The 12,952-nt window shown below is 62.2% G+C and carries 12 protein-coding genes; 7 read left to right on the top strand and 5 right to left on the bottom strand.

The window, feature by feature from the left end; translation table 11 throughout:
- Together VGD45_RS10235 and VGD45_RS10230 are read right to left on the bottom strand one after the other, a co-directional pair.
- Complete coding sequence (locus VGD45_RS10235; RefSeq protein WP_331155191.1) at positions 1-786, bottom strand: SDR family NAD(P)-dependent oxidoreductase; 786 nt, start codon at positions 784-786, stop codon at positions 1-3.
- A 24-nt stretch (positions 787-810) separates the two neighbouring features.
- Complete coding sequence (locus tag VGD45_RS10230) at positions 811-1,983, bottom strand: acetyl-CoA C-acetyltransferase (protein ID WP_331155190.1); 1,173 nt, start codon at positions 1,981-1,983, stop codon at positions 811-813.
- Positions 1,984-2,139: 156 nt separating this feature from the next.
- Between VGD45_RS10230 and VGD45_RS10225 the strand changes: the two genes are divergently transcribed.
- The 4 genes from VGD45_RS10225 to VGD45_RS10210 all read left to right on the top strand — a co-directional run bounded on the left by VGD45_RS10225 (position 2,140) and on the right by VGD45_RS10210 (position 4,771).
- Positions 2,140-2,907 carry a TetR family transcriptional regulator gene (locus tag VGD45_RS10225; protein ID WP_331155189.1) on the top strand — a complete coding sequence of 256 codons (768 nt, stop codon included), beginning with the start codon at positions 2,140-2,142 and terminating at the stop codon, positions 2,905-2,907.
- A 99-nt stretch (positions 2,908-3,006) separates the two neighbouring features.
- Positions 3,007-3,417, top strand: coding sequence for a hypothetical protein (locus tag VGD45_RS10220; RefSeq protein ID WP_331155188.1), 411 nt, complete (start codon positions 3,007-3,009; stop codon positions 3,415-3,417).
- Between the two features lie 12 nt (positions 3,418-3,429).
- Positions 3,430-3,909, top strand: a complete 480-nt coding sequence (locus VGD45_RS10215; protein WP_331155187.1) for a glutathione peroxidase — start codon at positions 3,430-3,432, stop codon at positions 3,907-3,909.
- 19 nt (positions 3,910-3,928) lie between these two features.
- A complete protein-coding gene (locus VGD45_RS10210) occupies positions 3,929-4,771 on the top strand; it encodes a MipA/OmpV family protein (protein ID WP_331155186.1) in 843 nt (280 codons plus the stop codon).
- Between the two features lie 29 nt (positions 4,772-4,800).
- On the opposite strand, the gene VGD45_RS10205 is transcribed toward VGD45_RS10210, so the two are convergent.
- Positions 4,801-5,247, bottom strand: a complete 447-nt coding sequence (locus tag VGD45_RS10205; protein ID WP_331155185.1) for a CBS domain-containing protein — start codon at positions 5,245-5,247, stop codon at positions 4,801-4,803.
- 163 nt (positions 5,248-5,410) lie between these two features.
- Here VGD45_RS10205 and VGD45_RS10200 point away from each other — a divergent pair, with 163 nt between their 5' ends.
- Positions 5,411-8,764, top strand: coding sequence for a GH36-type glycosyl hydrolase domain-containing protein (locus VGD45_RS10200; RefSeq protein WP_331155184.1), 3,354 nt, complete (start codon positions 5,411-5,413; stop codon positions 8,762-8,764).
- 29 nt (positions 8,765-8,793) lie between these two features.
- Positions 8,794-10,209, top strand: a complete 1,416-nt coding sequence (locus VGD45_RS10195) for a short-chain fatty acid transporter (protein ID WP_331155183.1) — start codon at positions 8,794-8,796, stop codon at positions 10,207-10,209.
- A gap of 1 nt (position 10,210) precedes the next feature.
- Here VGD45_RS10195 and VGD45_RS10190 read toward each other — a convergent pair whose 3' ends face one another.
- The gene (locus VGD45_RS10190) at positions 10,211-11,011 is read right to left on the bottom strand and encodes a tyrosine-protein phosphatase (protein WP_331155182.1); all 801 of its coding nucleotides are present in this window, start codon (positions 11,009-11,011) and stop codon (positions 10,211-10,213) included.
- A gap of 86 nt (positions 11,012-11,097) precedes the next feature.
- Positions 11,098-11,529, bottom strand: coding sequence for a hypothetical protein (locus tag VGD45_RS10185; protein WP_331155181.1), 432 nt, complete (start codon positions 11,527-11,529; stop codon positions 11,098-11,100).
- Between the two features lie 106 nt (positions 11,530-11,635).
- Here VGD45_RS10185 and VGD45_RS10180 point away from each other — a divergent pair, with 106 nt between their 5' ends.
- Positions 11,636-12,886 carry a CaiB/BaiF CoA-transferase family protein gene (locus VGD45_RS10180; protein WP_331155180.1) on the top strand — a complete coding sequence of 417 codons (1,251 nt, stop codon included), beginning with the start codon at positions 11,636-11,638 and terminating at the stop codon, positions 12,884-12,886.
- Positions 12,887-12,952: the final 66 nt, after the last annotated feature.

The raw sequence follows: 12,952 nt of genomic DNA, 5'->3' as shown, positions 1-12,952 counted from the left end.
TCAGCGCGGCGCCATGCGAATGGCGCCGTCGAGGCGGACCGACTCGCCGTTGAAATAGCCGTTACGGCACATTTCCAGCGCGAGCGACGCGTACTCTTCCGGCGCGCCTAGGCGCTTCGGAAACGGTACGGATGCAGCGAGCGCCGCTTTGACATTCTCGGGCGCGCCTTGCATCAGCGGCGTATCGAAGATGCCGGGCAGAATGGTGTTCACGCGGATGCCTTCGCCCATGAGATCGCGCGCGATCGGCAATGTCATGCCAACCACGCCGGCTTTGGATGCGGAGTACGAGGCTTGGCCGATCTGGCCATCCTGTGCCGCCACGGACGCAGTGTTGATGACCACGCCGCGCTCGCCGTATTGATCGACCGGATCGAGCGTGAGCATGCCGGCGGCGGACTTGGCGATACAGCGGAACGTACCGACGAGGTTGATCTGGATGATCTTGTCGAACGCGTCCAGCGGAAAGTGTTTGATCTCGCCCGTGGTCTTGTCGCGGCTCGCGGTCTTGACGGCGTTACCGGTGCCGGCGCAGTTGATCAGGATTCGTTCCTGGCCGATGGCCGCACGAGCCTTGGCGAACCCCGCATCGACATCGGCGTCCGAGGTGACGTTGACCTTGCAGAACACGCCGCCGAGTTCCTTGGCGAGCGCCTCGCCTTTTTCCACGTTCATGTCGAAGATCGCGACTTTGACGCCGTTCGCGGCCAGTGCCCGAGCCGTCGCCGCGCCCAGGCCGGAAGCGCCGCCAGTGACGACGGCCGAGATCGAAGAATCGAGTTTCATAGCTACCTTGCCGAGAGAGTTGATTTACAAGCGCTCGATGATGGTCACGTTCGCCATGCCGCCGCCTTCGCACATGGTCTGCAGGCCATAGCGCTTGTTACGTTGCTTGAGCGCGTAGACCAGCGTCGTCATTAATTTGGTGCCCGACGCGCCGAGCGGATGCCCGAGCGAAATCGCGCCGCCGTTGACATTGAGCCGCGAAGGATCCGCGCCGGTGGTCTGCAGCCACGCGATGGGCACAGAAGCGAACGCTTCGTTCACTTCGAACAGATCGATGTCGTCGATCGTCATGCCGGCCTTTTTCAGCGCGCGCTCGGTGGCGGGCAGTGGCGCCTCGAGCATGATCACCGGATCGTGTCCCAGCAGGGACATGTGATGAATGCGTGCTAGCGGCTGCACGCCTAAGGTCTTCAAACCTTTTTCATTCACGATCAGCACACCGGACGCACCGTCACAGATCTGGCTCGCGGTCGCGGCAGTAATACGGCCGCCTTCCTGTAACAGCTTCACGCCACGAATCCCTTCCAGATTGGCGTCGAAGCGGATGCCTTCGTCGACGGTGTGCAGTTCTTTCTTGCCATCGGGCAGAGTCACTTCGATCGGCACGATTTCCTGCTCGAACGCGCCGGCGCGAGTCGCGGCGATGGCGCGCTGATGCGAACCGAGCGCGTATTCGTCGAGCTGATCCTTCGAGATGTCGTATTTCTTGGCGATCATCTCGGCGCCGAGGAACTGGCTGAATTCGATGCCGGGATAACGCTTCTTGATGGCCTCGCCGTTGGGACCGCCGAAACCGTTCTTCGCGGGCAGTTGCACCGACAGGCCCATGGGCACGCGGCTCATGCTTTCCACGCCCGCGGCGATCACGATGTCATGCACTCCGGACATCACTGCCTGCGCGGCAAAGTGCAGCGCCTGTTGCGACGAGCCGCACTGACGATCCACCGAGGTGCCCGGCACGCTTTCCGGCAGCTTGGAGGACAACACGGCGTTGCGCGCCACGTTGGTCGACTGTTCGCCCACCTGGCTGACGCAACCCATGATGACGTCTTCGATCAGGGCCGGATCGGCGTGGACTCGATCCACCAACGCATCCAGGACCTTGGCCGCCAGGTCGGCCGGATGCCAGCCGGACAAACGACCGGCCTTGCGGCCCCCCGCCGTGCGGGCGGCCGCGACGATATACGCAGTGCTCATGCCATCCCCTGACAGACTCTTGAATGTGCCGGGGCGCCATTGGACGCTATCGGCAGGAATTAATCAATCAGTTAAAGAATAGCCGGCGCACTGTTTGCTTTATGAAATGCGCAGTAGAATGCGCGCCCATTGCCTGACTGTCCGACCAGAGAGTAAATGTCCCGCGTGCCAAGCCGAGCCGAGGCCAAAGACAGCAATCGCTCCCGCGCCCAGCGTCCTCGCAGGGCCGGGCGCATCGCGCGGGCCGCCGTGCCCGACGATTTCAACGCGCGCGACAAGTTGCTGGACACCGCCAGCCGCCTGATGAGCGACCGGCACGGTTTGAATGTTTCCTTGAGCGAAATCGCCGAGCACTCGGGTCTGAATTCCGCCCTGGTGAAGTACTACTTCGGGAACAAGGAAGGGCTGATGGTTGCCCTGGTCGAACGCGACGCGGCCGTGGAGCTGCAGCGGGTGCGCCATCTGCTGGACCTGGACATCTCGCCCTCCGAGAAACTGCGCCTGCATATCGCCGGCATCATCAACGGCTTCTATCGCAGGCCCTACCTGAACCGGCTGATGCATTCGCTGCTCGATCATCGCGAGGCGGAGACCAGCAGCGCACGAACCATCGCGCGCGTGTTCGTGCGGCCACTCATGGAACTGCAGGCCCAGTTGCTGGAGCAGGGCGTGAAGGCTGGCGAGTTCAAGCCGGTCGAGCCGGTGCTGTTCTATGTGAACCTGCTCGGCGCTTGCGATCATCTGTTCAACGCGCGCTACGCCTTGCAGTCCATCGTCGGTGGCGCGGGTGTTACCGACGCCGTGCGCGAACGCTACATCGCGCACGTTTATGACATCTTCATCAATGGGCTGCGCAACTCCATGCCGGCCGCCGCGCCGGCGCCGAAACCGGCACGGCGTGCGACAGCCAAGGCTCGCCGTTGAGGGCGCGGGCGCACATTCGAAATAGTTGAGTGCGCCCGGGACCTTGGCCACACTCTCGCCATCGCCCCCGGCGAATCCAAAAAACGAGAGATCAATAACATGGCCGATTCTGCGCTTGGTTCCCGTCGTCCCGGCCGCTGGCTGTCCCGGCTGCTCATCGGCGTCGTGCTGCTGGCGGTAGTGCTGGGCGGCCTCTGGACCTGGTTCAGTCTGAGCTGGTCCTACTCGGAAGGCGAACGCGCCGGCATCCTGCAGAAGTTCTCTCGCAAGGGCTGGATCTGCAAGACGTACGAGGGCGAACTGGCCCTGTACGTCGTAGGCGGGGTGGCGCCGCAGATCTGGCACTTCAGCACGCGCGACGAGGAGCTGGCCAAGCAGCTGTCGGCCAGTGTCGGGCGGCACATCCGCCTGCACTACACGGAGCACCGTGGCATTCCCACCAATTGCTTCGCCGAGACGCCATACTTCGCCGAAAGCTTCACTCCGGTGTCCGGCGGCGAGCAGCGTTGAAGGAGTCCTGTCATGACCACCGTTTATGATTTTTCGGCCAACAGCCTCGACGGCAAGCCGGTCGCGTTGCGCGACTACGCGGGCAAGGTGCTGCTGGTGGTCAACACCGCCAGTAAGTGCGGCTTCACGCCTCAGTACGAAGGGTTGGAAGCGCTGTACAAGCAATACCGGGACAAGGGATTGGCGGTGCTCGGCTTTCCCTGCAATCAGTTCGGCGCGCAAGAGCCGGGGAACGCCGAGGAGATCGGCAGCTTCTGCCAAAAGAACTATGGCGTCAGCTTCCCCATGTTCGAGAAAATCGACGTGAACGGCGACGGGGCTCACCCGCTGTATCGCTGGATGAAGAGCAGCGCCAAGGGCCTGCTCGGCAGCGAGGCCATCAAGTGGAACTTCACCAAGTTCCTGATCGACCGGAACGGCCAAGTGGTCGATCGCTTCGCGCCCACGACCAAGCCCGAAGACCTGAAGGCCAACGTCGAGGCATTGTTGTAACCGGGACTTTATGGGTTCGATGTCGAAAATCGCGCCGGCGGTGCTGATGGCTTGCGCCTTCGTTGCGTGGCCGGCCTCATCGCACGCTGAAGAAAAACCGCTGTGGGAAGCGGGCCTCGGTGTCGGCGCGCTGGCGTTCCCGGACTATCGGGGCTCGGATGAGGTCAACGCTTATCCGGTGCCGCTGCCGTACTTCGTGTATCGGGGCAAGTTCCTGAAAGCCGATCGCGAAGGCGTGCGCGGCGAGCTGTTCGACAAGCGCTATCTCGAGCTCAGCTTGAGCATGAACGCCACCATCCCGGTGAGCAGCGACGACAATGACGCGCGCGAAGGCATGCCGAATCTGCGGCCGACGCTGGAGTTCGGTCCGTCTCTGGACGTGCATCTGTGGCGCTCGCGCAATGAAGACATGAAGCTCGATCTGGTGATGCCGCTGCGATTGCCAATCACTTTAGAGGGATCGCCGCAGACCTTGGGCTGGAATTTCTCGCCGCGCCTGAATCTGGACATCGCCAATGTCGCGGGCCAGCCGGGCTGGAATTTCGGTGTCGGCGCGGGCCCGCTGTTCGGCGCGGCCGAGTATCACGAATATTTCTATTCGGTGGCGCCGCGCTTCGCGACTGCAGATCGACCGGCTTACGACGCCAAGGGTGGCTACTCAGGCACGCATGTGCTTGCCGCGATTTCCAAGCGTTTCCCGAGGTATTGGGTGGGCGCGTACATGCGCTATGACAATCTTCGTAATGCCGCGTTCGAGGACAGCCCGCTGGTTCGGCAGCAGAACTACGTGACGGGCGGTATCGGAATCGCCTGGATGATCGGCAAATCCAAGCGCATGGTGGAAGTCGGCGACGACGAGTAACGTCGCCGCCGAACTCGAGTACGGTCGGTTCAGTGCCTGCTGGCCGATTGCGAGTGCTCGCCGCCGGGGCGTGAAATGCCACACAGCGCTTCGCCGGCTTCGTCCGCCGCGTCCTCGTCGAGAGCCAGGTCGCCCAACGACAGGATGCCGACCAGCCGCTTGTCGCGATTCATCACTGGCAACCGACGCAGACGCTGCTCACCCATATTGCGCGTCACTTCATCGATGTCCTGGTCTTCGTAGCAGTACTTGATCTCGTTGGTCATGACATCGCTAATCCGCGTGTCGGCGCCACGGCCTTCGGCGACTGCGCGCACCGCTATGTCTCTATCGGTGATCATTCCCACCAGCCGGTCGTTGTCCTGCACGGGCAACGCGCCGATGTCGAGCTCGGCCATCAGGTGAGCGGCCTCGCGGATGCTCTGGTCCGGGCGGACCATGCGAACGTCTCGAGTCATGCAATCGCGGATTTTCATGGCGGTCTCCTCGAGCGGATGTAAAGAGCGCTCGGCTCAGGGATGTGACGCGGGGTATCAGGATCAACTCGTCAGTAACGCTGCGGTTCCGCGCCTGGAAGCGCATGCACTACACTCCGCGCACGTATTTCAACGCTTCCCGCAAGCGCCAGGAAAGTCGCAGATGCCGCTATCACCGCTCACGCGCTTGGAAAGTCCCGCCGGGTTGACCGTCGAGGTGCTGGAGAACGGCGCCGTGCGACGCATGGATCACGGCGACACCATCGTCAATCTGTTCATCGGCAACGAGTTGGAAGGGGGCGTCGCCAATCTGTACCTACGACGGTTGAACGCCGACGCGGTGCAGTACATCGAACTGCTCGGGCCGCGCAGTCCGAGTCGCTTCACTCGGTCAGGCGATGCCTGGATCGGAGTGGGCGAATGGTCCGGCCTCCGCTACACAGTTCAGCTGCGACTCGCCAGCGCCTCGCCGGCCTGGTTCTGGCACGTGAGCCTGGAAAATTCTGCAAGCACCGCTCAGCAGGTCGATGTCATCTATGTGCAGGACGTGGCGCTGGCCCCGTACGGCACCGTGCGCTTGAACGAGTTCTATGTCAGCCAGTACGTCGACCACACTCCGTTGTCGCATCCGAAGCACCACCACGTCGTGGCGTCTCGCCAGAATCTCTCCGCCGGCGGTCGCAATCCTTGGTGTGTCATCGGCTCGCTGCGCCAAGCGCTGGGTTTTGCTACCGATGCAATGCAAGTGCATGGGCTCGCGACTCGCGCCGGCGAGCGGCCGGCGGGCATCTTGCAGGGCCTGCCGACACGACGGCTGCAACACGAACACTCGATGGTCGCGATTCAGGATGAGCCTTTGCATCTCGCGCCCGGCGAGCGCGTAAGCGCAGGTTTTTTCGGCAGCTTCAACGCCGATCATCCGGCCGCGACATCGCTTGCGGATCTCGATGCTGTGGATCAAACGATGGCGCTGCCGGAGGCGGCGTTCACGCAGATAGAACCGGTGCCCGCCGACAGTGCGAATTCAGCGACCTTGTTCAGTCATGCGCCATTGCTGGAGGCTCTCGACTTGGAGGCGCAAGAAATCGGTTCGTTGTTCAGCACGCAGCGGCGACACGAAGAGCGCGACGAGCAGGGCGCGTTGCTGTCTTTTTTCCATGAAGCCGACCGCCACGTAGTTCTCCGCGCCAAGGAAGCCCGGGTGCTGCGTCCTCATGGTCATTTATTGCGTTCGGGCCAGCACGTGACGCCCGACGAAATGGCGCTGACCTCCACGGTGTGGATGAACGGCGTGTTTCATTCCATGCTCACGCAAGGGCATGTGAGCTTCAACCGGCTGTTCTCCACGGTACACAGTTATCTGAGTTTGTTTCGCTCGCACGGGCTGCGTGTGTTTGCCGAGGTGCACGGCGAGTGGCAGCTGCTCGATATGCCTTCGGCCTTCGAGATTCGACCGAATGCGTGTCGCTGGCTTTACAAGCACACGGGTGGGCTGATCGAAGTTGTCAGCGAGGCGCAGTCTGAGCATCAGATGAGTTTGCGGATCACCGTGCTCGCGGGCGCGGCGATGCGCATGCTCGTTTCGAACCATATCGCGCTGAATGGCGACGACGGCAGCGTGCTTGGCGAGGCGCATTGGCGGCAGGATGGCAGTGAAGTCCTGATTCAACCGGCCGAGGGCAGCGACCTCGCACGGCGCTTTCCGCAAGGATGGTTTGTTATCACGCCACATGCCGATGCCCAGATCGAGGCGGTGGGCAGCGACGAGTTGCTTTTCAGCGATGGGCGCTCTCGCCAACAGCCCTACGTTTGCATCATCGTCGCGGCGGCGAAGTCGTTCGCGCTGACTCTGCGCGGCAATCTCGTGACCGAAAGCATCGATGTGCCGAAGTCGAACGGCGAGCAACTGGTCGAGCTGCTCGGCATCGAAGCGCCGACAGAGAGCTCGCATGCCACGCAGGTCCAGCGACTCGCGGAGATCCTGCCTTGGTTCAGGCACAACGCGCTGGTGCATTACCTCTCGCCGCGTGGCCTGGAGCAGTACTCGGGCGGTGGCTGGGGTACTCGTGATGTGACTCAAGGACCAGTGGAGATGCTGCTGGCGTTGGGCCATTTCGCGCCGATCCGCGACCTGTTGTTGAGAGTCATGCGGGCGCAGGCGCCTGATGGCGATTGGCCGCAATGGTTCATGTTCTTCGATCGCGAGCGTGACATTCGGGCCGGCGATTCTCACGGCGACATCGTATTCTGGCCGTTGCTGGCGTTGTCTCAATATTTGATTGCTTCGGGCGACAGCTCCATTCTCGACGAGCCCGTGCCGTTCTTCACCGCGGGCCGCGCCTTGCCGGCCGTTTCAGTTTGGAAACACGTGGAGCGCGCGTTGAAGGTGATCGAGCGTCGAGTGGTCGCTGGCACTGCGCTGGCGGCCTATGGCCATGGCGACTGGAATGACGCGCTACAGCCGGCCGATCCAGCGATGCGCGAGCGCATGTGCAGTTCCTGGACCGTGACGCTGCATTATCAGGTGCTGACGACTCTGGCGCGCGCACTGCGAAGCATCGGCCGCGAGCCAGAGGCAATGCGTTTCGAGAGCTGGGCGGAGAATGTGAAACGTGACTTCCAGCACGTGTTGCTGGTGGATGGCGTGCTCACCGGTTATGCGTTGTTCGAAGAGAAGAGCAAGGAGAGTTATCTCCTGCATCCTCGCGACGGCATCACCGGCGTTCGTTACAGCTCGCTGGCGATGATTCACGCCATTCTCGAAGATCTGCTGAGCCCCGAGCAGTTACAGCAGCATCTGCGTCTGATCGACTTGCATCTGAGCGGGCCGGACGGCATCCGGCTGTTCGATCGCCCGATGAACTATCACGGCGGGCCGCAACGTTTCTTCCAGCGCGCCGAGAGCGCGACGTTCTTCGGCCGCGAGATCGGGTTGATGTACATGCATGCCCACCTTCGCTACGCGCAGGCGTTGGCAAGAGTCGGCGAGACCGATCGTTTCTTCCGGGCTCTGTGCCAGGCCAATCCCATCGGCATCCAGAGCCTGGCGCCGAGCGCGACGCTGCGGCAGGCGAACTGTTATTACTCCAGCTCCGATGCGGCGTTCGAAGATCGCTATCAGGCCAGCGCCGAGTACGAACGAGTGAATAAGGGCACGGTGCCGCTCGACGGCGGTTGGCGTGTGTATTCCAGCGGTGCGGGGATTGGGCTGGGGCTGATCGTCCGGCGCTTCCTCGGGCTCGGCATCGAGGCGCGCGATGTCACGTTCGATCCGGTCATTCCGGCGGCGCTGAATGGACTGCGCGTGCGGTTGTCATTCTTTGGCAAGCCGGTCACGGTGAATTACGAGATCGATGGCGCGGGCTGGGGCGTAGGCGAGGTGAGCGTTAATGGGCAAAGTTTGCCGCTGACTCACGATGCCAATCCGTATCGCAAAGGCGCTGCGCGCGTCGAGCGCGCGGCTCTCATCGCAAAGCTCGATCAGCCAGACAACGCGATTCGAATCAAGGTAGGCTAGGGAACCAGGGCGGCATACAGCACACAATAATGAGCCAACAAGTCGGCGCGTTGGAACGCTTCTCCCTGCGGTGTTGCGCCTGGTCGGAGCGCTGGATTCCCGACGCCTATGTGTTCGCGGTCGTTGGCGTGATCATCGTCGCCGCCGCGGCGATCGCATTGGGTTCGCCGGTGACGCAAACGGCAAAGGCGTTCGGTGACGGCTTCTGGAGCCTCATCCCGTTCACCATGCAGATGAGCTTCATCATCATCGGCGGTTACGTGGTCGCCAGCTCCCCGCCCGCTGCGCGTTTGATCGACAAGCTCGCTGCTTTTCCGCGCTCGGGTCGCGCTGCCGTGTGCTGGGTGGCGGCGATCAGCATGCTGTTCTCGCTGCTGCATTGGGGGCTCAGCGTCATTCTCGGCAGCTTGCTGGTGCGTGCTCTATCGCATCGGGACGATCTCGATATGGATTACCGCGCGGCGGCTGCGGCGGGATACTTGGGAGTGGGATCGGTGTGGGCGATGGGCTTGTCGTCCTCGGCGGCGCAATTGCAGGCCAATCCAGCGAGCATGCCGCCGGCACTTCTGCAGATCACGGGCGTCATCCCGTTCACCGAGACGATATTTTTGTGGCAGTCGATGGCGCTGACGGCAGTGCTGATCGTCGTGACTTTGGTGATCGCGTGGTTGACTGCGCCGCGGATGGAGAATGCGCAGACCGCGCGGCGCATGGGAATCGTGGCGGAGGCACCACCGGTTGCGCCGACTATGGAGGCGACGAGGCCTGGGGAGTGGCTGGAGCACAGCCCTCTGCTCAACGTTTTGATAGTCGCGCTTGGGGCCGCGTGGCTGATTCAGGAGTTCGCGACCAAAGGCCCGGCGCTGGCGATCTCCAATCTCAACACTTATAACTTCCTGTTCGTGATGCTCGGCCTGCTGCTGTGCTGGCGGCCTCGCGTGTTTCTCGATGCGGTGTCGAGAAGTGTGTCCAGTGTGAGTGGCGTGCTGATCCAGTTTCCGTTCTACGGCGGGATTGCGGCCATCCTAGTGTCCGCCACGGGCAGCGACGGACAGAGCATCGCGCATCACTTATCGACGTTCTTCGCGCAGGCGGCCACGCGAGAGACGTTCCCCATCGTGATGGGGATTTATTCGGCGGTGCTGGGATTTTTCGTCCCGTCGGGCGGCGGCAAGTGGATCATCGAAGCGCCGTATGTGATGCAGGCGGCGAACGAGCTGAAGGTGCACCTGGGCTGGGCAGTGCAGGTTTACAACGCGGCGGAGGCGTTGCCGAATCTCATCAACCCGTTCTGGATGCTGCCGCTGCTCGGCATCTTGAAGCTGCGTGCACGAGACGTCATTGGATTCACGATGGTGCAGTTCATCGTGCACGTGCCCGTGGTGCTGTTCCTGCTGTGGGCGTTTGGGATGACGCTGGAATATAAGCCGCCCGTGATGCCTTGAATTATTCCAGCAGCGCCGCTCGAACGCGCTCCTGTACTTGCGGTGTAACTCCCGCCGTCTTCGCCAGGTAAGCTTCTACGTCGCCTATCTCTTCGAACGCTGCGTGAAGAAACGCTGCGTCGGCACTGAACAACACACGTCGCATGTCTTCGGGCATCGATAGAAGCGGGTTGTGGATGTCCGTGACGCCGAGTTGTGCCTGGTGACGCGAGCGGATGAACTCTTCGAAATCGCCCGAGGTGTTCGTGAGCAAATAGTCCTCGATGACTGTTTCTTCCGGCACACCGAGCGACCTCAGTAACACCGCCACCGCGATGCCCGTGCGGTCCTTGCCCGCGGCGCAGTGGACGATCAACGGCACATCGCCGGCCGCGATGGCGGCAAACATGCCTCCGATGCGCGGGCCCATCCACTCAGGTAGAGCTCGATACAACGCGACCATCGAATCGAACATTCCCTGAGCATTTCGTGGGCGATCCGCGGATAGACCTCGAATGGTCGGCGTGACGATGCCGTCGTCCCAAAACAAAGCGTTGACGTTCGCGTGCGGCCAACGCGTTGGCTCTCGTTCGCGTTCTTCGGCGCGGCGCAGGTCGCAGATGGCTCGAACTTGAAGGTTGGTCAGCGGGGCGTGATCGTCGTCGGTGAAGTAGGTGAGCACACCGGTTCGGTACACTGTGCCCCAGCGCGTGCTGGAGCCCTGTTGGGTGCGATAACCGCCGATATCGCGAAAGTTACAGCCGCCTTGGAACGTGAGCACGCGTTCGCGCTGAACGCGAACGGCGGAAGCCGATGAAGTCATGGACACGCCTTACCAGGGAATGGACTGCAGTGTCTCATAGACGGAGACCAGCGCAACCCTGGTGGAGTTCTACGACGCGGTATCGATTACTGCGCGTGAGGCGAAGGCACGCCGGCCGGTTCCAGTACGTATGCGTCGGTAACGTTGGCGCGTACGTATTGGAGGCGATCGGTCTGATCCGGCGGTAATGGCGCAAAAATGCGCCAGGCCTGAGAGGGATTCATCACCGCCCAGAACGGCGCGGCGATTCCGGGCCAGACGTTGGGGGTGTCGGTGGGACTGCGGTCGCGCTCGCTTTCGACCTGCACTTCTTCGATATCCTCACGAATGAAGGTCACGGCTAAAATTTGATTTAGCTGCTCGGACGTAAACAGGTGCGTGATGTTGGGCGGGCGCAGATCCAGCGGCTTGCGCGGTGGAGCGGCTGGCGCTTGTTCCTGGGCGAGCGAGGCGCTGCTAAGTAAAGCACCGACGACAATCATCGAGACCATCAAACCAGAGCGACTGCGCGAGGTCATGGTGCGGCACCGACATCTGCTGGTGAGCGAAACGTCCTTGATCCGCGGCCCTGGCTGCGATTAGTTTGCGCGGCCGAAACGCCTCGGACCTTGCTTAGAAGACAGTATGAAGCCGCAAAGTTCCAGTTCCAATCAGCCCTCACCGGGCGCGCTGTCGCATATCCGCGTACTGGACATGAGCCGCGTGCTCGCAGGTCCCTGGTGCGGGCAGATCCTCGCCGATCTTGGGGCGGAAGTGATCAAGATCGAGCGGCCTGGCGTCGGCGACGACACGCGCAGCTGGGGTCCGCCGTACTTGAAAGATCGTGACGGTAAGGACACGCGCGAGTCCGCGTATTTTCTGGGTGCGAATCGCGGCAAGAAGTCGGTGACGCTGGACATCTCCAAGCCGGCGGGCCAGGAAGTGGCGCGGCGGCTGGCGGCCAGCGCCGACGTGCTGATCGAGAACTACAAGGCCGGCGACCTCGCTCGTTACAACCTCGGTTACGAGCAGCTCAAGACGTTGAACCCGGGCCTGATTTATTGCTCTATCACCGGCTTCGGTCAGACCGGACCGATGCGCCAGGTGGCGGGCTATGACTTCATCATCCAGGCCATGGGCGGCTTGATGAGTATCACCGGCGAGAAGGACGAACTGCCTGGCGGCGGGCCGCAAAAGGTCGGTGTGGCGGTGGCGGATATCACCACCGGCATGTACTCGACGGTCGCCATTCTCGCGGCGATCGTGCATCGATCGCTCACGGGCATGGGGCAGTACATCGATATGGCGCTGCTCGATTCGCAGGTCGCGATGATCGCCAACATGAACATGAACTATTTGGTCGGGGGGCGCGCGCCGAAGCGCATGGGCAATGCGCACGCCAACATCGTGCCGTATCAAGTATTCGACGCTTCGGACGGGCAGTTCGTGGTGGCCGTAGGCAACGACGGGCAGTTCGCGAAGCTATGCGAGGCCGCGGGCCAGACGTTCCATCAGGATCCGCGGTTCCTCCGCAATGACGACCGCGTGCGCAATCGTGACGTGCTGATACCGCTGCTGGCCGCGGTCTTGAAGCAAAAGACCGTCGCGCAGTGGATTGCGCTGTTCGAGCCGCTCGGCATTCCGGTGGGCGGGATCAACAACCTCGCGCAGGTGTTCGGCCATCCGCAGGTCGTCAGTCGCGGCATGAAAATCGATCTGCCGCACCCGCAGGCCGGCACGGTGCCGATGGTGGCGAACCCGATCAAGATGTCAGGGACGCCGTTGCGTTATGAGTCCGCGCCGCCGCTGCTGGGTCAGCACACGCGCGAAGTGCTGGCCGATGCCGGACTGACTGACAGCGAGATTGAGCAGCTGCAGAAGTCCGGCATCATCTGACTTCGGGTTAAAAAATCTCCCCCCTCCAGTGTGGGGATGCGAGGGAGGAGACAAGGGGTCGTATCA

The sequence above is a fragment of the Steroidobacter sp. genome, assembly GCF_036402275.1.
Classification (GTDB): Bacteria; Pseudomonadota; Gammaproteobacteria; order Steroidobacterales; family Steroidobacteraceae; genus Steroidobacter.
This window is presented reverse-complemented; position numbering and strand designations above follow the sequence as displayed.

Excerpts from the sequence above, each read along its gene's own strand:
- VGD45_RS10185 (WP_331155181.1), bottom strand. The coding sequence starts at position 11,529 with ATGACCTCGCGCAGTCGCTCTGGTTTGATGGTCTCGATGATTGTCGTC.
- VGD45_RS10210 (WP_331155186.1), top strand. The coding sequence starts at position 3,929 with ATGTCGAAAATCGCGCCGGCGGTGCTGATGGCTTGCGCCTTCGTTGCG.
- VGD45_RS10200 (WP_331155184.1), top strand. The coding sequence starts at position 5,411 with ATGCCGCTATCACCGCTCACGCGCTTGGAAAGTCCCGCCGGGTTGACC.
- VGD45_RS10180 (WP_331155180.1), top strand. The coding sequence starts at position 11,636 with ATGAAGCCGCAAAGTTCCAGTTCCAATCAGCCCTCACCGGGCGCGCTG.
- VGD45_RS10220 (WP_331155188.1), top strand. The coding sequence starts at position 3,007 with ATGGCCGATTCTGCGCTTGGTTCCCGTCGTCCCGGCCGCTGGCTGTCC.
- VGD45_RS10225 (WP_331155189.1), top strand. The coding sequence starts at position 2,140 with ATGTCCCGCGTGCCAAGCCGAGCCGAGGCCAAAGACAGCAATCGCTCC.
- VGD45_RS10230 (WP_331155190.1), bottom strand. The coding sequence starts at position 1,983 with ATGAGCACTGCGTATATCGTCGCGGCCGCCCGCACGGCGGGGGGCCGC.
- VGD45_RS10195 (WP_331155183.1), top strand. The coding sequence starts at position 8,794 with ATGAGCCAACAAGTCGGCGCGTTGGAACGCTTCTCCCTGCGGTGTTGC.
- VGD45_RS10190 (WP_331155182.1), bottom strand. The coding sequence starts at position 11,011 with ATGACTTCATCGGCTTCCGCCGTTCGCGTTCAGCGCGAACGCGTGCTC.
- VGD45_RS10235 (WP_331155191.1), bottom strand. The coding sequence starts at position 786 with ATGAAACTCGATTCTTCGATCTCGGCCGTCGTCACTGGCGGCGCTTCC.
- VGD45_RS10215 (WP_331155187.1), top strand. The coding sequence starts at position 3,430 with ATGACCACCGTTTATGATTTTTCGGCCAACAGCCTCGACGGCAAGCCG.
- VGD45_RS10205 (WP_331155185.1), bottom strand. The coding sequence starts at position 5,247 with ATGAAAATCCGCGATTGCATGACTCGAGACGTTCGCATGGTCCGCCCG.